Source organism: Trichocoleus sp. ST-U2, assembly GCF_039961875.1.
Classification (GTDB): domain Bacteria; phylum Cyanobacteriota; class Cyanobacteriia; order Cyanobacteriales; family FACHB-T130; genus FACHB-T130.
Genome location: NZ_JAMPJY010000003.1, coordinates 176,468 through 202,878 on the forward strand (window position 1 = coordinate 176,468; position 26,411 = coordinate 202,878).

The 26,411-nt window shown below is 46.2% G+C and carries 22 protein-coding genes and 1 pseudogene; 16 read left to right on the plus strand and 7 right to left on the minus strand.

Annotated features, from left to right (window positions below):
• Positions 1-44 precede the first annotated feature (44 nt).
• Positions 45-863, plus strand: a complete 819-nt coding sequence (larE, locus tag NC996_RS03155) for an ATP-dependent sacrificial sulfur transferase LarE (RefSeq protein WP_190681646.1) — start codon at positions 45-47, stop codon at positions 861-863.
• Between the two features lie 159 nt (positions 864-1,022).
• On the opposite strand, the gene NC996_RS03160 is transcribed toward larE, so the two are convergent.
• Positions 1,023-1,199: a hypothetical protein gene (locus NC996_RS03160; RefSeq protein ID WP_348259972.1), complete on the minus strand. Its 177-nt coding sequence runs from the start codon at positions 1,197-1,199 to the stop codon at positions 1,023-1,025.
• Between the two features lie 197 nt (positions 1,200-1,396).
• Here NC996_RS03160 and NC996_RS03165 point away from each other — a divergent pair, with 197 nt between their 5' ends.
• Positions 1,397-1,801: a hypothetical protein gene (locus NC996_RS03165; RefSeq protein WP_348259973.1), complete on the plus strand. Its 405-nt coding sequence runs from the start codon at positions 1,397-1,399 to the stop codon at positions 1,799-1,801.
• A 286-nt stretch (positions 1,802-2,087) separates the two neighbouring features.
• Positions 2,088-2,774: an SAM-dependent methyltransferase gene (locus NC996_RS03170; RefSeq protein WP_190437652.1), complete on the plus strand. Its 687-nt coding sequence runs from the start codon at positions 2,088-2,090 to the stop codon at positions 2,772-2,774.
• A gap of 441 nt (positions 2,775-3,215) precedes the next feature.
• On the opposite strand, the gene NC996_RS03175 is transcribed toward NC996_RS03170, so the two are convergent.
• Entirely contained in the window at positions 3,216-3,416 is a 201-nt protein-coding gene (locus NC996_RS03175; RefSeq protein WP_190413235.1) for a hypothetical protein, read from the minus strand.
• A 388-nt stretch (positions 3,417-3,804) separates the two neighbouring features.
• On the opposite strand from NC996_RS03175, the gene NC996_RS03180 reads away from it, so the two are divergent.
• The 6 genes from NC996_RS03180 (at position 3,805) to NC996_RS03205 (ending at position 8,662) form a co-directional block, all read left to right on the plus strand.
• On the plus strand, positions 3,805-4,185 hold the full coding sequence (locus tag NC996_RS03180) for a histidine kinase (protein ID WP_190430189.1): 381 nt from the start codon (positions 3,805-3,807) through the stop codon (positions 4,183-4,185).
• A gap of 207 nt (positions 4,186-4,392) precedes the next feature.
• Entirely contained in the window at positions 4,393-5,838 is a 1,446-nt protein-coding gene (gene ffh / locus NC996_RS03185) for a signal recognition particle protein (protein ID WP_190430190.1), read from the plus strand.
• A gap of 151 nt (positions 5,839-5,989) precedes the next feature.
• Complete coding sequence (gene rpsP / locus NC996_RS03190) at positions 5,990-6,250, plus strand: 30S ribosomal protein S16 (RefSeq protein WP_190413229.1); 261 nt, start codon at positions 5,990-5,992, stop codon at positions 6,248-6,250.
• Entirely contained in the window at positions 6,213-6,662 is a 450-nt protein-coding gene (locus tag NC996_RS03195) for a KH domain-containing protein (protein ID WP_190681654.1), read from the plus strand. The genes rpsP and NC996_RS03195 overlap by 38 nt, the downstream gene beginning before the upstream one ends.
• 475 nt (positions 6,663-7,137) lie before the next feature.
• Positions 7,138-8,094, plus strand: a complete 957-nt coding sequence (locus tag NC996_RS03200) for a PhoH family protein (RefSeq protein WP_190437647.1) — start codon at positions 7,138-7,140, stop codon at positions 8,092-8,094.
• A gap of 193 nt (positions 8,095-8,287) precedes the next feature.
• On the plus strand, positions 8,288-8,662 hold the full coding sequence (locus NC996_RS03205; RefSeq protein ID WP_190681657.1) for a hypothetical protein: 375 nt from the start codon (positions 8,288-8,290) through the stop codon (positions 8,660-8,662).
• 13 nt (positions 8,663-8,675) lie between these two features.
• Here the strand turns inward: NC996_RS03205 and NC996_RS03210 are convergent, their stop codons facing one another.
• Positions 8,676-9,593, minus strand: coding sequence for a phytanoyl-CoA dioxygenase family protein (locus NC996_RS03210; RefSeq protein ID WP_190681661.1), 918 nt, complete (start codon positions 9,591-9,593; stop codon positions 8,676-8,678).
• 212 nt (positions 9,594-9,805) lie between these two features.
• On the opposite strand from NC996_RS03210, the gene NC996_RS03215 reads away from it, so the two are divergent.
• The 3 genes from NC996_RS03215 (at position 9,806) to NC996_RS03225 (ending at position 12,617) form a co-directional block, all read left to right on the plus strand.
• Positions 9,806-10,999 (plus strand): NAD(P)/FAD-dependent oxidoreductase, encoded by a 1,194-nt coding sequence (locus tag NC996_RS03215; protein ID WP_190681664.1) that lies wholly within the window; start codon positions 9,806-9,808, stop codon positions 10,997-10,999.
• A 274-nt stretch (positions 11,000-11,273) separates the two neighbouring features.
• The gene (locus NC996_RS03220) at positions 11,274-11,921 is read left to right on the plus strand and encodes an HAD family hydrolase (protein WP_190667499.1); all 648 of its coding nucleotides are present in this window, start codon (positions 11,274-11,276) and stop codon (positions 11,919-11,921) included.
• Positions 11,922-12,125: 204 nt separating this feature from the next.
• Positions 12,126-12,617 carry a hypothetical protein gene (locus NC996_RS03225; RefSeq protein ID WP_190413215.1) on the plus strand — a complete coding sequence of 164 codons (492 nt, stop codon included), beginning with the start codon at positions 12,126-12,128 and terminating at the stop codon, positions 12,615-12,617.
• A 143-nt stretch (positions 12,618-12,760) separates the two neighbouring features.
• On the opposite strand, the gene NC996_RS03230 is transcribed toward NC996_RS03225, so the two are convergent.
• Positions 12,761-13,486: a DUF4079 domain-containing protein gene (locus tag NC996_RS03230; RefSeq protein WP_190529869.1), complete on the minus strand. Its 726-nt coding sequence runs from the start codon at positions 13,484-13,486 to the stop codon at positions 12,761-12,763.
• Between the two features lie 24 nt (positions 13,487-13,510).
• On the minus strand, positions 13,511-13,759 hold the full coding sequence (locus NC996_RS03235) for a DM13 domain-containing protein (RefSeq protein ID WP_199302826.1): 249 nt from the start codon (positions 13,757-13,759) through the stop codon (positions 13,511-13,513).
• Positions 13,760-14,172: 413 nt separating this feature from the next.
• Between NC996_RS03235 and NC996_RS03240 the strand changes: the two genes are divergently transcribed.
• The 3 genes and pseudogenes from NC996_RS03240 to uvrA all read left to right on the plus strand — a co-directional run bounded on the left by NC996_RS03240 (position 14,173) and on the right by uvrA (position 19,729).
• Positions 14,173-16,446, plus strand: a complete 2,274-nt coding sequence (locus NC996_RS03240) for a glycosyltransferase (RefSeq protein WP_190681668.1) — start codon at positions 14,173-14,175, stop codon at positions 16,444-16,446.
• 43 nt (positions 16,447-16,489) lie between these two features.
• Positions 16,490-16,618, plus strand: a pseudogene (locus NC996_RS03245) (Uma2 family endonuclease); the annotation flags it as partial.
• Between the two features lie 108 nt (positions 16,619-16,726).
• The gene (uvrA, locus tag NC996_RS03250) at positions 16,727-19,729 is read left to right on the plus strand and encodes an excinuclease ABC subunit UvrA (RefSeq protein WP_190681673.1); all 3,003 of its coding nucleotides are present in this window, start codon (positions 16,727-16,729) and stop codon (positions 19,727-19,729) included.
• Between the two features lie 220 nt (positions 19,730-19,949).
• Here uvrA and NC996_RS03255 read toward each other — a convergent pair whose 3' ends face one another.
• The gene (locus NC996_RS03255) at positions 19,950-23,969 is read right to left on the minus strand and encodes a PAS domain S-box protein (RefSeq protein WP_190681676.1); all 4,020 of its coding nucleotides are present in this window, start codon (positions 23,967-23,969) and stop codon (positions 19,950-19,952) included.
• 486 nt (positions 23,970-24,455) lie between these two features.
• Here NC996_RS03255 and alr point away from each other — a divergent pair, with 486 nt between their 5' ends.
• Complete coding sequence (gene alr, locus NC996_RS03260; protein ID WP_190681679.1) at positions 24,456-25,694, plus strand: alanine racemase; 1,239 nt, start codon at positions 24,456-24,458, stop codon at positions 25,692-25,694.
• A gap of 111 nt (positions 25,695-25,805) precedes the next feature.
• Here alr and NC996_RS03265 read toward each other — a convergent pair whose 3' ends face one another.
• The gene (locus NC996_RS03265; protein WP_190529859.1) at positions 25,806-26,375 is read right to left on the minus strand and encodes a GNAT family N-acetyltransferase; all 570 of its coding nucleotides are present in this window, start codon (positions 26,373-26,375) and stop codon (positions 25,806-25,808) included.
• Positions 26,376-26,411: the final 36 nt, after the last annotated feature.

A 26,411-nucleotide genomic window follows, 5' to 3' on the forward strand; every position in this document is an offset into this window, starting at 1 on the left:
CTGAAGCACCTTTGCGTCCTCTGTGATTCGATTTTAAACAAACCATGATAAAGCAGAAACTTGAGCAACTAAAAACCCTCTTTGCAGAAATGGATCGGGCATTAATTGCCTATTCTGGGGGCGTCGATAGTACCTTGGTTGCCAAGATAGCTTACGACGTTTTGGGCGATCGCGCTTTAGCCGTTACCGCCGTTTCTCCCTCCCTCCTCCCGGAAGAACTCGAAGACGCCCAAATCCAAGCAGCCGCGATTGGAATTGCCCATCAAGTGATGCAGACGCACGAAATGGACAATCCTAATTACACCTCGAATCCTGTCAACCGTTGCTATTTTTGTAAAAGCGAACTTCACGACAACCTTAAACCCCTGGCACTTCAACTGGGTTATCCCTATGTTGTAGATGGCGTGAACGCCGACGATTTGGGGGATTATCGTCCGGGAATTCAAGCGGCAAAAGAGAGGGGTGCGCGATCGCCTTTAGCAGAATTAGGCATTACCAAAGCTGAAGTCCGCCAACTTTCTCAACACCTCGGACTTTCCTGGTGGGATAAACCCGCCCAACCTTGCCTAAGTTCCCGCTTCCCCTACGGCGAAGAAATCACCGTCAGCAAACTGCAACGAGTCGGACGCGCAGAAATCTATCTGCGTAAATTAGGATTAAAAAATCTCCGCGTTCGTTCCGAAGGTGATACCGCCAGAATCGAGTTACCGTCAGAACAAATTAAAGAATTTGTTCTTACCACCGATTTATCCACCCTGGTTTCCGCCTTTCAAGAATTCGGCTTTATTTACGTCACCCTCGATTTAGAAGGCTACCGCAGTGGCAAACTCAATCAGGTGTTACCGCTGGCAGTAAAAGCCTAAAATTCTGGCGTTGTACAAAGTTAAGTTGTACAAAGTTAAATAGATTCTAGGGGATGGGGACGTGTCTACCCCCTCAACGCCGATCGAGATTACGATCCCCCATCCTCTCAAAAGTTGCGATCGCTTCTAGCAACTAAATTAGGTTTTAATACAAATCCATCAACAATAATCACTCATGCCATAAGATAGTAGTTTTCTCGCAGCATGGGCACGACGCCTAAGAGTGCGAACAAATGGCATGAAAGCTTCGGCTTTGTCTACATCATCTTCGATCGAGAACGAGCGATCGCTCTGGCAAGCAGAATCAGCTTGGAATCGGGAAGTATTGTACGTCAAAGTCTGACTTCTCAATTTACAACTCAACCAAAAAGTAGGGGTACCTGATTGCCGTACCCTTAAAATTGAAATATACGAGGCGAAGTGCGGCGACGATACTACCCGATTATAAGCTTAGGCAAAAAGGCAATTCCTGCCAAACAACGATTCCTCATGAGTTAGCTGTGTGGCAACCAATGGAGGGCAAGGCTAGGGCAATGCATAAACTTTCAGAAATGGTATATTCGACTGTATTTTGGTTAATTTCCGGCTTACTTGTGTGGCTGGTAGTTCTGCCCGCAGCACTCATTACTTTACCCATTATCTTACTGGGAAAAGTAGTCAAACAGCTACTTTTCAAGATACCTCAACAAAATCTGACAGAGGTCGAAATCTCATTAGAAAATCACTCCGAACAGAAACCTAAAAATGCAGGAGAATCGCTTTTGACTTCGTTGCTCATGACAACGCTTGTGGGAGTGCCCGCTCTACTCGCATCAGCCATTTCTTTGCAGCCAATGAGAGTTATTAAAAGAGAAACAGAACTTGCCCCAAAGCCTCCGCTACAGCCAACAACAGCACAGACAACCTCATGGATAGAGACTGAGGAAAGTGAAACTTAAACTAGAAAGGCATCAGTGACATTGCCAGACACAGAAAAAATGCTAGTCATCTTATAAATTGGAAAGTCCACTTTGAGGTAAGGAACCCGGCATTTCCTGTATGAGGATGGCACAAAAACGATCTACTCAAAATCTCTTATATTTATTAAAATTTTGTGCGGCAAATTTAAATAACTTACTCAACTATCTAACCATCACCAAGTCAATTTTCCATCTTAGTTGGTTGATTACAGAGCCTTCAGTCATTTTATAATCAGCCCAGGAAAGTATGCGATCGCTCGAAAAAATGGGATTAAAACTTGAAAGCGTCATTCCTTGGGGACGTTCCCTGGCAGAATACATCAGGATGTTCAACTTAACGCCTGACGACCTCCAGTTAAAAATTCTAGATTGTGGCGGTGGCCCTGCCAGCTTCAATATTGAGATGACACGCCTAGGCTACAACGTCATCTCTTGCGATCCGGTGTATCAGTTTTCCAACCACGAAATTCGAGAACGTATCCAGAAAACCTATCAAAAAGTGATTGATGGACTCCAAGCCAACCTCGATAGCTACGTTTGGCACGAGATCCAGTCACCAGAAGATTTAGGGCAAATTCGGATGTCAGCCATGCAGCAATTTTTAGAAGATTTTCCACAAGGAATTCAACAAGGACGCTATTTAACCGCTGAGTTACCTGTTTTACCCTTCAAGACTCAGCAGTTCGATTTAGCCTTATGCAGTCACTTGTTGTTCACCTATTCGGATTTCTTCTCAGAAGACTTTCACCTCGCCTCCATTGTGGAATTGTGCCGTGTTGCTGCTGCGGTACGGGTTTTTCCTCTCTTAAATGTTTCTGGAGAGGCGTCGCCAGTCCTTCAGCCAGTAATGGAGAAATTAAAAGCGCAAGGCTACAGTGTAGAAATTCAGCCAGTACCCTACGAATTCCAAAAAGACGGCAATCAAATGTTGCAGATAAAGTCAGTCGTGTAAATATGTACTGCAATCTGTCGCTCCTTTGAACCTAGATGATTCAAGAAGGCGAAATCCCCGACTTCTTTAAGAAGTCGGGGATCTGAAGGGCTAGTATTTCACAATTTAAATAGGATTGCTGTATATGCCTGCTACACATCATGCAGGTTAGCGGTAATGGATAAAAGGTCATACGATAACGTGAAATGGTATAAGAAACACTTTTTTCTCTAATTACCTATTCCCAAAAACCTATAAGTCGCGCATTTAAAGGGAAATACTCAAAAGGAGATACTATTTTTTCAAAAAAAAAGTTTCAGGGTGTTCTTATTGAAAAGAACACCCTGAATTAGGTTAATTATTTATTTAGCAGCCTTTGATATATCAAATAAAGCTGCTACACCACTATGCAAGCGAGATAATACAAAAAACTAACTCTAGCCGGTTAACTTTAGCTCAAACCTAGCTCAGCGAGGCACCGCTGCGGTCGTAGCTAGAGCGGAAGCTTGGGTGTGGCTGTCCTTGAATGTGATTCCAGTATTCAGATGATTCAACATCTAGACCCACTTCAGCAGCGGCGCGACCCAGCATAGACTGCTGACGGTTCTTGATGAGGTGATGATGACGCATCATGAGGGCGCGAGCTTGTTCTTGAGTAGACATACCAGGTTTCTCCGTACTGCTTCAGTGATGTTTGACTAACTTATTTTCTCTTACCTATTTAATATAACAGAAAATTCTGTATCTAAATTTACAAAATGCTTTTAAAAACAAAACTTTACAAAAAAATTAAGGTTAGGTGCGGCACTCATCCGATAGAGCGATTCTAAATGAGGAAAAAATCGGAATTGCTGATTCCAATTTTGCATAGGGGATAATAGCCAGACGCAGAAACTGTAAAATTTGACAAACATCCTGAAAGTTTAAACGGCTACATCCCCCAAAAGTGTGATTTAGTAGTTGCTTTGGGCAGGCTAAAAGCATCATGGATGATGTGGAGTTCGTGCGCCAATCAAAAACCAAAAGAGACAGCCGACCAGGAGATAAAAAAATGGCTACCCCCTGTCACATTCTTGTAGAAGGCAACCCGGTCATCATCTATGCTTCCCGGAATGGCAGCCCTAAAAAAGTTTTGCCTATCCTCAATCGCTTTTTAGAGAAGTTTTGGCAAGAAAGAGAAACCTGCGGAGAATACTGCGATACACCTGGGTGCTTAGTGGCTCAGATTCTGGTTCGCTTTGGCTACGAGATATGCGAAGATGATTTTTCTAACCTGCGAGTGGGAGTGAATTTCGACTCAGCGGTGGAATACATCTACTGGGTTTCTTTGGATTACAAAGTGAGTATCTGGGTTCCAGAGGTGTCCTACCGCAATAATCCCTCTTTGGGACTGCAAGGCTGTCGCCAGGATCTCGTTTTGAGTACTCTCTAAATGCTGTGTGCGCGATCGCACATTTTGTTTGCATTTTATTATTTGCACTCCTCACCCCCATTCCTGACCTGGCTGCACGCCAGATAACAGCGAAAACGACTAATCTGTATACAGATGGATAAGACCCACAAACTCACAAATGTGGGCTTTCTTCAGCCGATTTTGATAAGCAGATAACTATCTAGCCGCCTAAAAGATACACATATTATGTTCGACGCACTTGCTGAACGCTTAGAATCTGCCTGGAAAAGCCTGCGGGGTCAGGACAAAATTTCCCAATCCAACATTCAAGATGCCCTGAAGGAGGTTCGTCGCGCTTTATTGGAGGCGGATGTCAATCTCCAGGTCGTCAAAGATTTTATTGCCGATGTTGAAACCAAGGCACAGGGAGCCGAGGTCGTTTCTGGGGTGCGCCCCGACCAGCAGTTCATCAAAATTGTCTACGATGAGCTAGTCCAGGTGATGGGGGAAACTAACGTCCCCCTGGCTTCAGTAGATAAGCCTCCCACGATTGTACTGATGGCTGGGTTGCAGGGAACGGGTAAAACCACAGCCACCGCAAAGCTAGCTTTGTACCTACGCAAGCAAAATCGCAGTACTTTGCTAGTCGCAACCGACATCTATCGCCCAGCCGCCATCGATCAGCTGGTGACGTTGGGACAGCAAATTGAGGTGCCAGTGTTTGAACTCGGCACCAATGCTAACCCGGTAGAGATTGCACGACAGGGGGTTGAGCGAGCTAAAGCAGACGGCATAGATACAGTCATTATTGATACTGCCGGACGCCTCCAGATTGACCAGGACATGATGGCGGAATTAGCCCGCATCAAACAAACCGTCCAGCCGCACGAGACGCTGCTGGTGGTCGATGCCATGACCGGGCAAGAAGCGGCAAATCTCACCCGAACTTTCCACGAACAAATCGGGATCACGGGTGCCATTTTGACGAAGCTGGATGGCGATAGTCGCGGCGGTGCAGCCCTATCAGTGCGACGGATTTCCGGTCAGCCGATTAAATTTGTCGGCGTCGGAGAAAAAGTCGAGGCGCTGCAACCGTTTTATCCAGAGCGCATGGCTTCCCGAATTCTGGGCATGGGAGACGTAATCTCCTTTGTAGAAAAAGCCCAGGAGGAAATAGACCTGGCAGATGCCGAGAAGATGCAGGAAAAAATGCTCTCGGCTAAGTTTGACTTCAGCGATTTTCTCAAGCAGATGCGGCTGCTGAAGAATATGGGTTCTCTGGGGGGAATCCTGAAGATGATTCCAGGGATGAATAAGATTTCCGACGAACAGCTGCGCCAAGGAGAAACCCAGCTAAAGCGGGCTGAGGCGATGATTAATTCCATGACGAAGGAAGAACGCCAAAACCCAGACTTATTAGCGAAGTCTCCCAGTCGTCGTCGCCGGATTGCTCGCGGTGCTGGCTATCAGGAAACGGATGTCAGCAAGCTGGTAACTGATTTCACAAAAATGAGAACCGTCATGCAACAGATGGGTCAGGGCGGTTTCCCCGGTATGCCCGGAATGGGCGGTATGCCCGGAATGGGTGGTGGCAATCGTCCTTCCCAAGCCGGTTGGCGGGGCTATGCCCAAGGCAGTCCCGGCAAGAAAAAGAAAAAGGAGAAAAAGAAGAAAGGCTTCGGCACTCTCTAGCTGGAACCGTTAATGCAATTAGCTTTTAGCTTGGAGGGGTAGAACTTGATGCCAAAAAATGGTACAATCAATGACTCTGCGTCTAAAGTCTAAAAGCTAATCGCTAAAGAGCTGATGGCTTAAAATCCAAACAGGAACATTCTTCATCAACATGATCAAACTGCGATTAAAGAGATACGGCAAAAAGCGGGAAGCTAGCTACCGGATTGTGGCAATGCAAAGCACTTCCCGCCGCGATGGGCGTCCTTTGGAAGAACTGGGCTTTTACAACCCTAGAACTGATGAAGTCAGACTAAACGAGCCAGCACTCACCAAGCGCCTCCAACAGGGAGCGCAGCCTACGCCAACGGTGCGCCGGATTCTTCAAAAAGCTAATGTCTTGGAACAAGTCAGTGCCCCAACTACCGCATGAGTCCGAGTTGGATTCCCCAGATTCAACCAGCCAGCCTGTAAGGTCATCCCACGGGAGTTCCCTACCGGATTATGCTGCTCTGGTGAAATTTTTGGTGCAGCCGTTTTTAGAATCACCAAAATTGCTGAGCGTGGACTGCGAAATGTCGCAGGGAAATACTAAAGCATGGGTGCGGCTGGCTTTTGAAGGCGAAGACAAGGGAAGAGTTTTTGGTCGGGGAGGACGTAATATTCAGGCAATTCGGACGGTGATTGAAGCGGCTGCGAAAGCTGCCAATCAATCTGTCTACCTGGACATCTATGGGAGTTCGGCGCGATCGCTTGAAAGTACGTCAGGAAGTCCAGAAGTTGCGAAAAAAGATCCACCCCGCCGGTCTTCCTCGGTAGCTGCTCCCAAATTCCGCTCCCGTTAAAACTTTAGACGGTTAGCATTGAGGAGGTGATGGATCGCCTCCGATTATGGATATCTCTTAAGTAAATCGCTTGTTATCCTTAGCCAAAGAGGCTATTAACCTGGTGGAACTAACCAAAAGCTAGCGTTGATGGTTAACTGAAGCAAAAAAAACAGCGAGTGGCTGCAAGTCCGTTTGGTTGACAACAAGTTGATTAACTCGGCGTGAAGATGCAACCAACTAGAAAATCTAGCGATGCGGAATTTTCTGGGGTTAAATCTCGCCAACGGTACGAAAAGCCGAGTATTCGTCGAAAGCGGAAGCCTCCCGTCAGCGCCTACGCTCTCATTGAGGATCTGTAGCCAATTAATTTGGGACGCCTGAGCTGTTATGGCAAGTCTATATATCGGGCGTCTTTTCGCATCATAGGGGCGGATTTTACCAAATATCCCCTCCTCTCACCGACGACTGCTATAAACTCGCCCATAATATTAAGATGACCGAGGCATTTAAAACAATACATCTACCAAATGCTAATAGCGCGATCGCCTTAGCAGGCGACCGTGAAGAAAACCTCAAAACCCTGGCAAAAACGACTGGCGCGGTTCTAGTGTTGCGGGGTCAAGAACTGATGGTTTCTGGCACTCCTAAACAAGTAGACCGCACCAACGATCTGGTGAATGCCCTCAAACCTTTTTGGAAAGATGGGAAACGGATCTCCAAAGTAGATATCCGTACGGCTTGCCAAGCTCTGGATACTGGACGCCAAGTAGAATGGCAGGCAATGCAAGAGGAAGTTCTAGCGCGAAACCGTCGTGGCGAAGAAATTCGAGCTAAAACATTTCCTCAGTTGCAGTATATCCAAGCAGTACGCACCCACGACCTCACCTTCTGCATTGGCCCAGCAGGTACTGGCAAAACCTACCTAGCAGCCGTTCTGGCAGTTCAGGCGCTGCTGTCCGATCAGTACGAACGACTGATTCTCACCCGTCCAGCAGTGGAAGCTGGGGAAAAATTGGGCTTTTTGCCTGGGGACTTACAGCAGAAAATTGACCCGTTTCTGCGTCCCCTTTATGACGCGCTCTATGAATTTATCGATACAGATAAAATTCCCAGTTTGATGGAACGCGGGGTGATTGAAGTTGCTCCCCTGGCTTATATGCGGGGTCGAACCCTCAACAACTCCTTTGTAATTGTGGATGAAGCCCAGAACACCACCCCAGCACAGATGAAAATGGTGCTGACTCGCCTAGGGTTTCGTTCTCGCATGGTTGTCACGGGTGACATTACCCAGACCGATTTACCACTTAACCAACAATCTGGGTTAGCCGTTGCCCAAAAAATTCTCCAACGGGTTGAAGGCATTGCTTTCTGCAATCTCTCTAAAACTGATGTTGTCCGCAATCCGTTAGTTGAGCGAATTGTAGCGGCATACGAAAATGATGCGTTGTGAGGGATGAGTGAGGAGAACTGTTCGGGTTTTCTAACCAGGAGAATGTCGGTTCGCAAACTATTTGAAAATTTGCTCGCAGTTCTCTACCCAAACAATCAGGGAAGAAGTTCTCGAATGCGTGCGTCGAGAGTAAAGATAAAACTAGAAAATTTTGCCTTTTTCAGCAGCTGATAGAGGTAAAAAAAGTAAAAGAATGAACGATACCACAGTGCTATTTCGTCCGGTGGGTCAAAAAGAGCTAGATTTGAGCCGACAAAGCGGTTATAGTGCCTTTCCAGCTCGGCTTCCCTTCCAACCGATATTTTATCCAGTGCTAACTGAGGCGTATGCCGTGCAGATTGCTAGAGATTGGAATACGAAAGATGAAGCTTCTGGGTATGTGGGTTATGTCACCCGTTTTTATGTGAAAACGGAATTTCTAGCCCAGTATGACGTGCAGACAGTGGGGAGTTCTCAACACCAAGAGTATTGGATACCAGCGGAGGATTTAGCAGAGTTCAACCAAAATATCGTCGGGAAGATAGAAGCGATCGCTAAATTTCAACCCAAACCAGAAACCGCATCATAAAATGTTTTTTGTCTTAGCAGATACGACCTCGCTTCCCTGCAGCTGAGTGACCAACAGGGTTGCTCCCCACCCATCTTTCATCCACAGGTTCCGAAGCTAGCTGATAACGGCTATCTGAAGAAAGCCGAATTTGCTGGGAGTGGTTATCTAAGCTGGCATGAATTGTAAACATACCGAAAATCAAAACATCTCCAGCTTTGAAATCGGCGGTTAGCCAACGTCCTCCGTATTTTTTTCGCAGAGAAACTGGATTTTTTGATAACGCCCCATTCCACCACTTTTCACCAGATGCATACAATTGGGCAGTCTTTCGGTTGTAACAATAACTATCTACATCCTTGCGCCCATAATCGTTTTTAATCCTTTCCAGCCGATGCGAGTTTTCTAAAATTATCAACCCTCCCATCTCCAAAGATACGTCGCCCAACGGTGTCCAAGTTGTGTAAAGGTCATGAGTTCCCCGTCCCATGTACACGATATCGCAGTGAGCATAAGTACCATGACCGGGGGCAACTGCCCTTAACCAGGTGTAATCGAAAGGTCGGACATCTCCGCCTAAAAAAACTTGATAAAATTCCATCATTCGACCCGAATAAAGCAGTTTTTTAATTGCCTGACTTTGGGCTGCTAAATCGGGTCTAAAATGCATTTTCAATCCCGGTTTTGCCACGCATTCTAGAATCGGGTGTCCGGGTTTGAGACAATCTTCTGCGGCTAAGAGTTCGGCAATTTCCTGACGGCTTTGCCAAACTTCTTGGGAATTTAGAAGTGCCCGAAGGTATAAATACCCGTCCTGTTGCATCCGCTGGCGCAGTTTCTGGGGCTGATTGAGTAAATTTGAAGAATCGCTTAAATAACCAAAAGCTTCGCTGCTGCAATCGAGTTCGTAACCTAAAGAAGTGAGGACGGTTTTCTCACGTAAGACGATCATCACTCAGTATTTAAAGTTGCTATTCTCACATCTTATTCTCGATATCAGGCAGCAGCCCAGAAACGAGAGATGCGAGGCTACTGCCGCCCCAGCGCCAGCGCTCAGACGAACGTTATCAAATCACATAATTGGACAACCCACTTGCTTGAAGGATTGTATTGCTATCCTGTAAGTTAGTTGCCCTGCGCTTGAATCGCCCACTCACTAGAACCATGACCCAGCAACCTACACGCATTTGTATCCTCGGTGGCGGCTTTGGCGGTCTCTACACTGCCCTGCGCTTGAGCCAGTTGCCTTGGGAAAAATCGGAACGTCCGGAAATTGTCCTGGTGGATCGAGATGACCGCTTTTTGTTCACGCCGCTGCTGTATGAACTACTCACCGGGGAACTGCAAACTTGGGAAATTGCTCCACCGTTTCAAGAGATTTTAGCGAACACGGGTGTGCGCTTCTGTCAGGGTGTTGTGGCTGGAATAGATATCCAAGAAAAACTGGTACATTTGCATGATGGCCCTGCCTTCTCCTACGATCGCTTGGTGTTAGCCCTGGGTGGAGAGACGCCGCTAGATATGGTGCCGGGGGCTGCCGAATATGCGTTTCCTTTCCGGACGATTGCTCACGCCTACCGCTTGGAAGAACGGCTGAGAATTTTGGAAGAGTCGGAAACGGATAAAATTCGCATCGCCATTGTCGGAGGCGGTTATTGTGGCGTTGAATTGGCTTGCAAGTTGGCGGATCGCCTTGGCGAACGAGGTCGCATTCGGTTAATTGAACAAGCTGATATGATTCTCCGAACATCGCCAGATTTTAATCGGGAAGCGGCGCGAAAAGCTTTGGAAGAAAGGGGTGTGTGGATTGATTTGGACACGGCAGTAGAGTCGATGTCACCGACTACGATCTCGCTAGTGTACAAAGCACAGGTAGACTCAATCCCAGTGGATTTGGTGCTGTGGACGGTGGGAACGCAAGTGGCAGAGGCAGTGCGATCGCTCGAACTCAAACACAATCAACGCGGTCAAATTACCACTACGCCGACTCTACAAGTGGTTGACCATCCAGAAATCTTTGCCCTTGGCGACCTTTCGGACGCTCGCGACGCTGACGGTCAGCAAATACCGGCAACTGCCCAATCTGCCTTCCAGCAATCAGATTATACTGCCTGGAATATCTGGGCATCGCTGACCGGGCGTCCTTTGCTTCCCTTCCGCTATCAGAGTTTCGGCGAAATCATGACCTTGGGGACGGATAACGCTACTTTCACCGGCATGGGAGTAAAGCTGGATGGTTCCCTCGCCTATCTCTTCCGGCGTCTGGCGTATTTGTATCGGATGCCAACGCTCAACCATCAGTTGAAAGTCGGATTTAACTGGATTGCCCAACCTTTGTTGGAAATGTTCTCGAAGTAATCCGGAATGCAGGGTCATCGGCTTGGAGTTAAAGATGGGCAATGCCCACTTATACAGTTTCACTATATTTATCTCTTAGATTCTTATGTAAGGGCGCGAGGCTTTGTCTCGTGCCCTTGCGTTTAGGAAGGAATTGAGGAAGGAATTGACGCTCCCACGGCTTTGAGGAAGTAGAGCCGTGGGAGCGTCAATACTGAGATAGGATTTATGACATGATGAATCTAGCCGGTGGTTTTGTTGGGTTTGCGATCTTGAGATGGAACGCGAAGGTAGCATGAAGCGCCCTAAAGTTATTTTTCTCGATGCCGTGGGCACCATGTTTGGTGTCAGGGGTAGTGTAGGAGAGGCGTATAGCGCGATCGCCAGTCGGTTTGGCGTCCAAGTCTCTGCTGAGGTGGTGAATCCAGCCTTTTACCAAAGCTTTAAAGCCGCACCGCCGCCAGTTTTTCCAAGCGCAGAACCCCAAGAAATCCCGGATCGGGAATTTGAGTGGTGGAAAGCGATCGCGCTTTCTACATTTGGACAAGTTGGCGTCTTGCCCAAATTTTCTAACTTTCCGAGTTTTTTTAACGAACTCTACGCCTACTTTTCCACTGCTGAACCTTGGTTTGTTTATCCCGATGTTCTTACAGCTTTGGAAAAATGGCGGGAAATGGAGATTGAGCTGGGTGTATTGTCAAATTTCGATTCCCGCATCTACTCGGTTTTGCAATCACTGAATTTAATTGAATTTTTTACCTCTGTCACCATTTCCTCGGAAATCGGTGCTGCCAAACCCAATCCCAAAATTTTTGCCGCTGCGTTGGAGAAACATAACTGTTCGCCTGAGGAAGCATGGCACATTGGCGACAGTCATAAAGAGGACTATCAAGGAGCAAAAGCAGCGGGACTCAAGGGCATTTTTTTAAAGCGCACTGAGTAGAGGGTTGGGACATGATGTAACAGTGTAGTTGTGGCAGCGAAAAGCCACGTATAGCGCGATACGGTCAGCGATCGTTTTTCTCAAGTGCTACTGCCTGTAGTTTCACCATCGTGACTCAAGAGCAACTGTGCTAATCGAGCCATGCTACTGCATCATTTCTACTTGCTTGGAGCGATCGCGTAACTCGTCAACAAGGAGTCATAGATGTCTTTTCTACCTTATGAAAATTTCACTATTACAACTAATCTAGATTCAGAAGAAGTCAAGAGAATATTGGCTGATGTCATTGAACCGCCTAAGACGTTTAGAAATTCTTGGTCTTCGGCATCAAGATCGCATAAACCCTATGAAGGTAAAATTTATGATGATAGTTTCCAAATATCTAGAATTATCCATACCCGAAATTCATTTTTACCAATTATTAAAGGCAAAATTTCCCCTCAAGTTATTGGTTGCTCAATCAATATAACGATGAAATTGCATATTTTTGTATTAATATTTATGGGCTACTGGTTGAGTATGACTGGCAGCATCGGAGTAGGATTTCTATTGGCATTGCTATCAGATAGTCGAATGGGCATAGCTGGTTTGATGCCCCTTGGGATGTTTGTATTTGGTTGTCTTTTATGCATAATTCCTTTTAAAATTGAAGCCAAAAAATCTAAGGAGTTTTTATACAAGCTGTTCAGCGCTTAGTTTTCATAAAAATCACACGACAAAAGTATCTAAGAAAAATCCTTCGTTCCATTTGACTAGGAAGAAAGAGCATCGACCAACATTCAAGCAGTTTGATGGGAGCGATCGCGCTAATTTTGTAGCCAGATTAAAACTTGAGTCACTTAATTTTTTGCAGGTGTTACTTGGATGATGCAAGGCTGACTGTTGCACTGCTGGATGTAAAGCCGATCCACATAAGGTTTCTGCCACCTTAAAGGAATCTCTAGTAAATCTCGCGTACCAGTCATGCTTTGTCCTACAAACATTAAGAGTGCAATGCAGCTCAAAATGATGTGAATGGTGCGCCAGCGATTTAACCGATCTTTGTAGATATCTTCAATAATTGCTAACGAAAAAATCATCAGCATTGCCGCTGCGATGCCGATGTAGTAGTGAGACACCAACCACTCATTGTCTCGACGATAAACGCCTTCTTGGAAGCCGAGAATAATTAAACCTGCGCCGGTTAAAGTTGCAAAAACGCCGCGCCAGAGCCGTTGTTTGGCTTTGTAGAGCAATACTAAGGAGCCAATGGTAGCCGCAAACATTAGGACGATAAAGACAACTTGAAAAGGTTTCTGGCTCCAGATTTGCTTGCTCAAAATATGCTCAAAAATTGGATAAGCAAGTCCGATAAGGGTAACTCCAACAATGGCACCAGAAAGCCATTTGCCTAATTGGACGTGTTCTTGCCCAACTACTAGCGGAATTTTACTTTTGCCTTCTAAATTTTGCAAGCGGCGTTGGCGAGTCTGCCAAGCGCGGTTGACGACAATGCCAATCAGAGGGAAGACGACTGCAATTGCGATCGCAGGATGAATTAAAGCCGCCAAATCTGCAATTTCCATAACAACCTCAGTATGCGTTGATTTTTAACTACTGAAAGGGGCAAAGCCAAAGGTAGGGTTGAATAAGCGACACCAAATCACCACCGATCCAAACTCTGCTGGATTGACACTAGCAGGAATAGCATAGCGTTGAGCACCACTTATTTTTTGCAAGCGACCGATACTTGCATAATCTTTCTCTTTAATGCCATTTGTTGGAGGTTTTTCAGAACGATACAGAATGACGAATAAATCCAGGCCATTGTCAGTTTTGAAAGCTCGATCTAACTCCAGATAGCGTTTTCAATTTTCTGTCACCAAGCGCACAGTTCCTTGGGTATGATGTTCTGATCCCTGAAAAGTCCCAGATTTTGTAGGCGTCTGTGCTACCGATGTAGCAGATGAGCCAGTTAATGGTGCAGGCTGAACATTTGGCTGATTAAAATTGGTTTCTATTGTATTACCTTTTAGCTTCAATGATTACTAAGCTTATCTGGTGCTTAAACAGTCTTATTAACCCCCAGTAATTAGGTAAAACTTTAGAGCATATATAAAAGTTGTAATTACTATAAAGATAAACAACATTACGTATTGTCTAATATTTTTTTCAGTTAGTGCATAATTGAAAATTAGTATATTACTTTTAATTTAAAAAAAACCTATAATTAACTGATTATCAAACAACTTTGAATTAGGAAAGTACAGCGATGACGACTTCATACATTAAAAATAAAATCTCAAAGCGTCAAGTCCTAAAACGAATTTTCCGCCTTCGGATGGCAACGCTGCTCATGGTAGGAATTGTTGTCTTCGCAGCTGCGATCGCTACTGCGTGGTTTGCGGGTGAAGGGAAAATTAGTCAGCTGTTTGCCGAACTCAATACTTTACAAGAGAATCCACCCCTGTGGCTGCAAGCGCCCATGAAGAGTGAATACTTGCTAGTTCCTACGGTTGCTCTGCTAGTAATTGTTTTGATAGTAATGAAAATCTCTCCAAAAACCGACGCTTGGTCTCGGTTTCTTGTAGTAGGGATTTTGCTGGGGTTAACGGGTCGATATATTGTATGGCGATCGCTCTCTACTCTGAATGTTGCTGACCCTCTAAATGGTGTTTTCAGCTTGGGATTATTTTTCATGGAAATGTTGATGTTAAGTAGTAGTACGATCCAGCTTTTTTTGATGCTAAACGTAAAGGAGCGACATCGTGAAGCAGACCAGATGGCAAAAAGTGTGATTGATGGCAGCTTTATGCCAACCGTTGATATTTTTATTCCCACTTACAATGAATCTGTATTTATTGTTAAACGCGCAATTATTGGTTGCCAAGCTTTAGATTATCCCAATAAAACAGTTTATTTACTGGATGATACAAGACGCCCAGAAATGCGAACTTTGGCTGAAAGTTTAGGCTGCGAATATAAAACAAGACTTGATAATAGACAGGCAAAAGCCGGGAATTTAAATCATGCATTTCCTCAAACGAAGGGGGAATTAATTGTTGTATTTGATGCAGACTTTATTCCGACCAAAAACTTTCTCACTCGCACTGTAGGTTTTTTTCAAGATGAAACCGTTGCTCTGGTACAGACACCCCAAAGCTTTTATAACTCCGATCCAATTGCCTACAATTTAGGATTAGAAAACGTCCTAACGCCAGAAGAAGAAGTGTTTTACCGACAAATTCAACCGATTCGGGATGCAGCGGGTAGTGTTATTTGTTCTGGAACTTCTTTCATTGTTAGGCGTAGTGCTTTAGAAGCAGCGGGTGGCTTTGCCACCGATTCCTTGAGCGAAGATTACTTCACTGGTATTTGTTTATCAGCCCAAGGCTACCGATTAATTTACCTAGATGAAAAGTTAAGTGCTGGATTAGCCGCAGAAAATATTGCCGCTTATGCTACTCAGCGGCTACGGTGGGCACAAGGCACTTTACAAGCATTCTTTATTAAGGAAAATCCGTTAACAATTCCGGGACTTAGCCCTTTGCAAAGACTGGCTCATTTAGAAGGATTATTACATTGGTTTACCAGTTTGTCGCGGGTTTATTTCCTGTTTATACCCTTGGCTTATTCGTTTTTCGGTGTTATTCCTATTCGGGCAATGACTGGTGAATTATTATATTATTTTTTCCCTTACTATGTCGTGCAAATTTCAGTTTTTTCCTGGTTAAATTATCGTTCTCGATCAGCTTTGCTCACGGATGTTTACACGTTGGTGCTTTGCATTCCTTTAGCACTAACTGTACTTCAAGCAATGCTGAAGCCTTTTTCTAAAGAGTTTAAGGTAACGCCTAAGGGAATATCACGCGATCGCTTTTCTTTTAACTGGAATTTAGCATGGCCTTTGATTATTTTGTTTATAGCAAGTGCTGTCAGTTTGTGGCGAAATTTAGGAATGTGCATAATAACGGGTAATTGGCAAAGGCTAGAAGCTTACGGAGCAACTGAAGTGTATAAAGGTATCGGGTTGGGTTGGATTTGGAGCGGTTATAACTTGTTAATGATTGGCATTGCGTTGTTAATTTTATTAGATGTCCCTAAACCAGATATTTATGAATGGTTTGATTTACGAAGGGTAATCCGCCTGAATGTTGCTGGGCAGAAGTTTTGGGGCATTACTACAATAATTTCGGAAGCAGGTGCCCAAATTGCCTTAACCCACGAAGGGCTAGCGAATGATACCAGTGAAATGTTGCCAGTGACATTAGAAATTATGGAAGAAAAATTAGAATTGCAAGGCAAAATTATCCACACAGGATTTAGAGGTGAGTATCCAACGGTGCAAGTGGCTTTTGAGAAATTAAACCTCAAACAATATCGGCGTCTAGTAGAAATGCTATTTTGCCGCCCAGGTCAATGGAAACGCCGGGAGGCTCCTGGAGAGTTTGGTTCTTTGTTGCTGATTTTAAAAATTTTACTTCGCCCACGAATTTTGTTTGATAGGGAGCCACAAGTGAGAGCGATCGCTGTCTCCAAAATTTAATGACTGTCCGCAAAAGCGATATCTACATTTCCCCAAAAGACTGTTTAGAAGGCGATCTGAGGGGCGATGGGTTCTCGATCCCTACGGCGGAGGGGAAGAAGTTCACTTGGCTAGTGTTGATTTTAGGTGCGCGATCGCAACCTTGTATGAAGATGTATTAGCGCTTAGTTGATCGCTGAGTTACCCGCCCGGTTAGCGATAAATTGATTAATTGGCTAACTCATCCAGCGCAGCCTCTTGCCAGCGCTAAGATCGTTAAGCACTGTTTCGCTCTGCCCTCATGTCTGACCGTGTCAATCTTTCGGATGCTTTACCAACTGAGTCCTCAAACGGGCATCATCCCACAGGTGTAAATCAAAACAGCCAGAACGCGATTCGCATTCGTGGCGCTAGGCAGCACAATCTGAAGAATATCGATCTAGAACTACCGCGCGATCGCTTAATTGTCTTTACTGGCGTCTCTGGTTCCGGCAAGTCTTCCCTCGCCTTTGATACCATCTTTGCAGAAGGACAGCGGCGCTACGTGGAGTCCCTGAGTGCCTATGCGCGGCAATTCTTGGGGCAGTTGGATAAGCCAGATGTGGATGCGATTGAGGGACTGAGTCCGGCAATTTCAATTGACCAAAAATCAACCTCTCACAACCCCCGCTCAACGGTTGGCACGGTAACTGAGATTTACGACTATTTGCGGCTGCTGTTTGGACGCGCGGGTGAGCCTCACTGCCCTCTGTGCGATCGCTCGATTGCGCCTCAGACGATTGATGAAATGTGCGATCGCATCCTGGAACTGCCTGATGGCACTCGCTTCCAAATCTTAGCGCCTGTGGTGCGGGGCAAAAAGGGCACCCATCAAAAATTACTCTCCAGCCTGGTTTCTGAAGGATTTGCTCGCGTCAGAGTTGATGGCGAGGTGTTTCAACTGTCCGATTCTATTGAATTAGATAAAAATTATACACACACGATTGAAATTGTCGTTGACCGACTAATTAAGAAACCTGGTATTCAGGAGCGTCTAACCGATTCTCTTAGCACTTGTCTGCGTCATGCCAGTGGAATTGCGATAATAGAAGTATTAAATGATACATCCAAACCCAAAGAATCCGACTCATTAAATAATTCTGATGCAGAAGATACCACGAAAAACGAAAGTGGGCAAGGAACTTCTCCAAAGGCTGATAATTCCTATCAAGAAAGCTCCAATGAATTAGTCTTTTCAGAAAACTTTGCTTGCCCGGAACATGGGGCGGTAATGGATGAACTTTCTCCGCGATTGTTCTCCTTTAATTCCCCTTATGGTGCTTGTCCTCAGTGTCACGGATTGGGGAGTATGCGGACGTTTTCACCAGAGTTACTGGTGCCTTTTCCAGAGTCGCCGGTGTATGCTGCGATCGCGCCTTGGTCAGAAAAGGATAATTCTTACTATCTCTCCCTACTATACAATGTCGGACAAGTGTATGGTTTTGAAATCCAGACACCCTGGAATCAACTAACAGCAGAACAACAGCACACCATTATGTATGGTGCTGACAAATCAATCTGGAACGAAAGTCGAAATGATTTTAGACGCTACGCAGGCGTTGTCGCTATCCTCCAGAAACAATACGATGAAACCAGTTCCGACCTAATTAAACAAAAAATGGAGCAATATCTCGTCGAACAGCCGTGTGAAGTGTGCGCCGGAAAAAGATTGAAACCGGAAGCCTTGGCTGTACGATTGGGACAGTATCGGATGCTCGACTTGACGAGCGTTGATATTGGAGAAAGTCAGGAACGAATTAATAATTTGAAATTAAGCGATCGCCAGTTTCAAATAGGCGATTTGGTACTTAGAGAAATTAAAGCTAGGCTGCAATTTCTCCTCGATGTTGGCTTAGATTATCTGACGCTTGACCGTCCGGCAATGACACTTTCGGGAGGGGAAGCGCAACGAATTCGCCTTGCAACCCAAATCGGTTCGGGTTTAACCGGCGTCCTCTACGTGTTAGATGAACCGAGTATCGGACTGCATCAGCGAGATAATGGACGCTTGCTGCAAACTTTAATTAAACTTCGCGACTTGGGCAATACATTAATTGTGGTCGAGCATGATGAAGAAACGATTCGTGCGGCTGACCACATTGTTGATATTGGGCCTAGTGCAGGCGTTCATGGCGGAAGAATTGTTTCTCAAGGTGACTTGGAGACATTGTTAGCAGCAGAAGATTCTCTAACGGGTGCTTATTTGTCGGGACGGCAGGTGATTGAAACCCCTGCACAGAGGAGAGAGGGAAATGGGCGATCGCTCATTCTCAAAAATGCCTACCGCAACAACTTAACAAATATCGATGTTGAAATTCCACTAGGTAAACTTGTCTGCATCACCGGCGTTTCAGGTTCTGGCAAATCTACCCTAATTAACGAATTACTTTACCCAGCCTTACAACATCACCTTACCCGTAAAGTTCCCTTCCCGAAAAATTTGGAAGCTATCAAGGGATTGAACGCAATTGATAAAGCAATTGTCATCGACCAATCTCCAATTGGACGCACCCCTCGTTCTAATCCAGCTACCTATACGGGTATCTTTGATGCGATTCGAGATGTGTTTTCCCACACGATAGAGGCAAAAGCAAGAGGGTACAAACCGGGGCAATTTTCTTTCAATGTTAAAGGTGGACGCTGCGAAGCTTGTGGCGGACAAGGTGTGAATGTGATTGAGATGAATTTCCTGCCAGATGTCTACGTGCAGTGCGAAGTTTGTAAAGGTGATCGCTACAATCGAGAAACTTTACAAGTGAAGTACAAAAACAAGTCGATTTCTGATGTTCTCAACATGACCGTAGAAGAAGCTTTGGAATTTTTCATAAATATCCCTAAAGCGGCAACACGGTTGCAAACTTTGGTAGATGTAGGGTTAGGTTATGTCCGTTTAGGACAAACTGCACCCACTCTTTCTGGTGGTGAAGCGCAACGGGTGAAGTTAGCCTCGGAACTCTCTCGTCGTGCTACCGGGAAGACGCTTTATTTAATCGATGAACCGACAACGGGTTTATCTTTTTACGATGTCCACAAGTTGCTAGATGTGTTGCAAAGATTGGTGGATAAAGGCAATTCAATTTTAGTCATCGAACATAATTTAGATGTAATTCGCTGCGCCGATTGGGTCATCGATTTGGGACCCGAAGGTGGGAATAAAGGTGGAGAGTTAATTGCGGTGGGAACGCCAGAAAAAGTGGCGGAGAATCCGAGGTCATATACTGGGCAATATTTGAAACAAGTGTTGCAGCAACATCCCCCAAAATGACAACTTTTAATCGGTCAACTTAACCAAGCGCGATCGCGCAATATCAGTCCAGATACCAGCCCAGAAATTGATAGATTTTTAAGGCTGGCTTTTCGCCAGATGCCTGCCCGGGAAAAAGTGCATTTCCTCAATTAAGCAACGAAAGAAATGTAGTCAATACATTCCCGCACTCTAGAAGTGTGGGGCTAGATAAACGAAGCCTGCCTACGCAGACTTTAAGTTAAAATTCTCCTTTTTTTCTGCCGATGAGAAGATAAGTCGTCATCTCGCCTTTTCCCTTGACATGGATAAGACCTCGTTCCTCAAAAACATATTCATCTCGTAATAACTCATAGGTCGTATTGGTGACTTGAATTCGACCCGCAAGACCGTGAGATTCCATCCGAGAAGCTGTATTTACCGTATCGCCCCACAAATCATAGATAAACTTTTTGATCCCAATGACGCCAGCAACCACGGGTCCCGTACTAATGCCGACTCGAATCTGAAAACTTTTCGCATTTTTTAGGTTAAATAGCGCGATCGCACCTTGCATATCCAGCGCCATGTCAGCGATCGCCTGGGCATGATCGCTGCGGGGCATTGGCAAACCGCCGACAACCATATAGGCATCCCCAATTGTCTTTATTTTCTCCAAACCATGCAGTTCGGATAGGCGATCGAACGCAGAAAATATCTTGTTGAGTAATTCGACAAGTTCGGTGGGTGATGTATCGGCAGAAAGTTGGGTAAAGCCAACAATATCAGCAAACAAAACGGTAACTTCGGCAAAGCTATCGGCAATTGTGCTTTCCTGAAGTTTTAATCGCTCGGCAATCGGGGCAGGTAAGATGTTGAGCAGCAGCAGTTCCGATTGTTCCTGTTGATAGCGCAGTGCTTCTTCTGCGACCTTGCGATTGGTAATATCTTGGACAGTGCCTTCGTAGTAAAGAATTCTCCCTTGAGAATTCTTAACCGTGCGGGCGGTTTCCAAAATCCAGATAGTGCTGCCGTCCTGGCGGTAAATTTGAGACTCAAACCGAGATACAGAATCATACTTTTGCATGGCAGCAATAAATTCCGTTCGTCGGTTTGGGTCAACATAAAGTTGCCGCTCAACGCTCGTCACATTGGCGATTAATTCCTCCGGGGACGAGTAGCCATAAAGGCGTGCGAGGGCAGGATTCGCACTGATGAAGCGTCCATCCGGTGTCGTTTGAAAAATGCCTTCAACTGCGTTTTCAAAGATGCTGCGATATCGTTCTTCGGCTTGCCGAAGTGCGCCTTCCACTTGCTTGCGCTCGGTAATGTCGCGGGAATTAACCACGATGCCTGCCACGAAGGGATCGGCTAGCAAATTGCTCCCAGTTGATTCTAGAAAACACCAGGAGCCGTCTTTTCGGGGAAAACGATATTCGATGGAAAAAACACTCTGAGGGTTGTTAAGCGCCTCATGGAAAGCTTCTAAAACGCGGCGACGATCCTCTGGGTGAATCATGCCTAAGGTGTGTACCCCGGTCAATTCCTCTGGTTGGTAGCCCAAAATACTCACAATCGAAGGACTTTGATAGCGGGTAATGCCATCTGCGTCATAAATGGCGATCAGATCCGAACTGTTGAGAATCAGCGAGCGAAATTTCGCTTCACTGTTAGCGAGGGCGGTTTCTGCTTGTTTGCGATCGCTCGCTTCCATTGCCAAAGCAGCCATATACGCTAAATAAGTCGCAAAGTTCTGATCCTCCAACGCCCACTGCCTTTGCGTACTCATGTGTTCCAGACAAAGCACCCCCATCGTCCGTCCACCTACCCGAATCGGGACATCCAACATCGAAGCAATGCCTAAAGGAGCTAAATAAGCCGCGGAAAACTCCTTCGTCCGAGGATCGGTATGGGCATCAGAAGCCGCGATCGCGCGTTCCTCTTCTAGTGCTTGGAAATAGCCCGGATAGTCTACTCGGTACAGCTCCATGCCCCAGCTATGCCGCTCCTGAGTGACTTCGTACAAGTCAACACAGACCAATTTTTGATTCGGGTTTTGGGATGTTGCAGAAGCCGGTTCCTGAGTCTCAACGATTTCTTGTTGATAAAGCCAGATACTCGCTCGTGCGACGCCCAGCGTGTTTGTGGCTGTCTCGGTAATCTCCTGCCAAGCCGCGCTCAAATCGCCCGTGTATAAAGCCTGACACGTAGCCAGTTCCATCAGCGCCCGCTGCTGTCTGCAAAGCCGAGTCTCGCTTTCTTGGAGTGCGGCTTCCGTCTGCTTGCGCTGAATGACGGAACCCAGCTGAGCCGCAACGCCCGATACTAGCTCCACCATCTGCCGGTCTTCTTCCTGGCTGTCGAAGCTGAAGAAAACCAGAACAGCTAGCACTTGTGGCTGCTGTAGGGGCACCCCAGCGCTTTGCCCGTCCTGAATCGGCAGGGGGGACGATTCCCAAAACGTTGCCGCAATAATCGGAATGGCGAAACTTGCTTTCAATCCGCTTTTTCGTGCAATTGCGACACGATCAAAAACGGCTGGTGGCTGAATTGAAACATCATCAATCCACTCTGGCTGCTGCGATGACCAAACTCGTCCCGGCAATCCGTTCCAGGATGCAAAAGTGAGCTTCTGGCTGAAGTGTCTGAATTTCTTCAAGGCGGGGGATACTTTCTCCTTACCGCCATACCAACCCCGACTGCATTCGAGAAAGTCACCCGTTGGGTGGGGAATCCAAGCTTCCCCAAAACTCCAGCCGATTGTCTCGCAAACCTTGCCCAGCGTGACTTGCAAAGCTGAGTGAAAATCTGAGGCATCCGCGATCGCTTGCGTCGTCGTCTGCAACAAACGGATTTCTTCTTGGGCTTGTTTGCGATCGCTAATATCTCGAACCACGCCACACACGACCTCTCTGCCACCATAGGAAATCGAGTTGGCACTCACTTCCACATCCACCAGCGTTTCATCTTTACGCCGGTAGCGTCGTTCGCCTAGGTAGTGCTGTTTATCAGCTAGGATTTGGTTGATATTTAAGTCAGCGCTGTCTTGGGTGTGGGGAATGAGATCGTAAAGGGTCAGATGTAGAATTTCTTCATGGCTGTAACCGAGCAAGCGATTAAAGGCAGTATTGGCTTCCAGAATTTGAGAAGAGCGAGCATCAATCAGAACAATCCCTTCTGAAGCTTGCTCAACCACGGCGCGGTGACGTTCTTCGCTTTCAATGCGATCGCGTCCAGATTTTTCCAACGCTTCTAGCATCCCATTAATCGTCAGTGCCAAGCTGGACAATTCATCCTTTCCGGGAGTCGATACCCGCAGCGAAAGATCGCTACTCGCGCCAATTTTCCGAACTTCCCCACTCAAAGCTGCCAACCGAGACAGCACCAATCGCTCTATCAGCAGCAGCGTTACTCCACCAAATACCAGTCCTACTACTAGCAGACACAAGATGAGATAGCCTAGGCGAATCTTTCCTTGCTTGTAGATTTCTCTGGGGACATCCACCCGCAACAGCAAAGCCGGTTTGCCATAAATGTCTTTAATCTGGGCGTATCCAGAAATCGTGTCTTCATTGCGCGATCGCACCAGAATTGGGCGTTGTTCTGACAAAGCAGAACGCACGGCTTGAAAGTCCGCAGGCATTTGAGGATCGTTCATCCCGTACATCATCACGGGCAAACGGTTGATTCTTGCCAACTTCTCGATCGTCCGATCGTCTATATAGCGCCCGAAGATCAAAGTTCCTCGGATAGAACCTTTGCCATTTGAAGGCAAAATCGGCTGCGAACTAATCAGCATTGGCCCTTCTGGAAGCAGAATGATTCCTGACAGGATGCGATTAGAATTGGGACGCTCTAAAAGCCGGTCGTTGAGAGCCAGGTGTTGTTTGAGGGCCGGTGGAATCGGTGTTTTTTTCTGATTTTTCAGATCGAACCCAGTCCCAAAGACAATTTCACCGCTGTTATTGATATACAGCACCAAGTTGATCTGCAAGTTGTAGAGCGATTCTGGATTTAGATTCGACTCCCGATAAGCTTGGTTTGGGTTGTTAATAAAGTTGTAGGTGTCATCCCACGCCGACCAATCGAGAAATCCAGAACTAAAGTCATCGCCAGTTTGGGCAAAAACATTCAGAACTGCCTTAACCATCTGACGGGTATTTTGATCCTCAGCGTGCTTGAGGCTCCGCAACAAAACGATGGAAGAGGTAGCATATAGCACCCCTACCAGACCGACGAGTGTCGCGCCAATGACCATTAGTGTCTTCGTTCGCAGTCTCATGCTTTAGTGCTGAGTCCGTCCTGTAAAGGCGGGTTGACCCGTCCGAGCTAAGTGTTGAGAGGGGAAGTCAAATTATCTCCTTTATTGTTCCTCGTAAACTCGGCATTCGATACGATTTCTGCCAAAATCTACCTCCAGACGTTTGACGAAAAGCGGGATCGCTAAATACTGCGTCAACAAGCTGTGTTCGAGAAGCACCCTGGATGGCGAAAACCCCGAAACCCAACAGGAGGAAGGTTAGGGGTGAATGCCAACATCCTAGCTACGTTCAGAACGACAGCTACAGTCTCTAATCAATAACAACGAGAAACTACTTGACGATCCGGACGCGATCGCTCACTCTAAGTTGTTAACTGTAGGACTTCCCCTAGAGTTTTCTCTAGACGGAATCGATGAACGCTAAAGCTAGATATACCAATAGTGTAGTAATGGCTTGAAGGCGTAAGTCCTAAACTAACAGGTGTGAGTGAGTGAGGAGTGAGTCTAATGCTAAGCTGGGAGCCGACTCCTGTCGGGATGCCTTCCTCTGGGTACCCTAATCTTTCCCAAATACAGCGAGAAAATTTTACAGCGCTCAAGGAACGGGCTTGGGTAGAAATTGATTTAGCCGCTTTAGCTCATAATGTGCGGCAGCTGAGGCGTTTTCTCTCCCCAAAAACGGCACTAATGGCGGTGGTGAAGGCGGATGCTTATGGTCATGGTGCGATTACCGTTGCCGAGATTGCTTGCCAATCCGGTGCAAGTTGGCTAGGTGTTGCCACGATTCCAGAGGGAATTCAACTGCGGGAAGCGGGGATTCAGGCACCGATTTTGATTTTAGGTGCCAGTAATACGACCGAGCAAGTGCAAGCGATCGCTCACTGGAATTTGCAGCCGACGCTCTGTACGCCTCAGCAAGCTTTGGTCTTTTCCGAGACGCTGGGCACTTTAAATCGTTCTTTGCCGGTTCATGTAAAATTAGATACCGGGATGTCTCGCCTAGGTACTCCCTGGCAGGAAGCGGCGGAGTTTGTCGCCTTGGTGCAGGGATTGCCCCATCTCAAAATTGCCAGTATCTACTCTCATCTAGCAACGGCTGACAGTCCAGATCCCACGGGAATGAGACAGCAGCGAGACAGATTTGAGGAAGCGATCGCTCTTATCAAAACTACAGGAATGACGCCTCCCCGTCTGCACCTCGCCAACTCAGCTGCCGCTTTAAGCGACCCAAGCCTACACTACGACATGGTGCGAGTGGGTTTAGCAACCTACGGTCTTTACCCCGCGCCCCATCTAAAGTCTGTCATCGACCTCAAACCCGTCATGAAAGTAAAAGCACGGGTAACGCAAGTAAAAAATATTTCACCTGGTACGGGAGTAAGCTACGGACATCAGTTCGTCGCTAGCCGGGATATGCGCCTCGCCGCGATCGCTATTGGCTACGCCGACGGGGTTCCCCGCAATCTCTCCAACAAAATGCAAGTTTTGCTTCGAGGTCAGCCGGTGCCGCAAATCGGCGCGATTACAATGGATCAGCTGATGCTGGATGTCAGCGCAATCCCCGATTTACAAACTGGCGAAGTCGTCACTCTGCTGGGCAAAGAAGGAAACGCCGAAATTTCTGCGGATGACTGGGCGGCGACTTTAGGCACGATTTCCTGGGAAATTCTCTGCGGCTTCAAGCATCGCCTCCCTCGCGTAGCAGTCGGTCAACCCCTGGAATCAGAACAGGCTACATCGTCTTGACGCAAGTTGAAATACTTGCAAGTCTTTGCTTCTAGATGCCGGGGTACGGCAGTGCCGTACCCCTACCGAGAATAAGAATAGCTGAGAATAAGAATAGTGGCAGACAAAAATTCATTTCCTCTGCCAATTTTTATTCGTTAAGCTGGTCAAGATATGGTCTTGCCATTCACCTTGAATAAATAAATATTCTTTAGCATATCCTTCAACAACAAATTCTAATTTCTTCAGTAAATTAGCACTCCGGTGATTGTGGGGTAGATAATTTGCCATCACCCGGTGCATATCTAATTGTGCAAAGACATCATTTATGGCAAAGTGCAATGCTTCCGTCATATACCCTTTACCTTGTTCAAATTCTGCTAAATTATAGCCCAAATAACAAAATTGGGCAGCACCCCGCATAAACCCGTGAAAGCTAACATTGCCAATAATTTCTGAGAAATTCCCATTCTTGAAAATAAATAATTTTAAAGAGCGATCGCATTCAAATTCTTTAATGTTTTTCTCAACTTGCTCTTGCCAAAACTCATGGGTTAAAAAATTATCAGGCCAAAAAGGTTGCCAGGGAGATAGATGCCCTTGATTATTCCGGTAAAATTTGACAATCTCAGGCACATCTTCTTGAGTTCCCATCCGTAATAACAATCTAGGCGTATAAATTAGCTTAAATTCCGAATTCATTCCAGTATTCTTATAAAAAAAGATATATTAATTGGA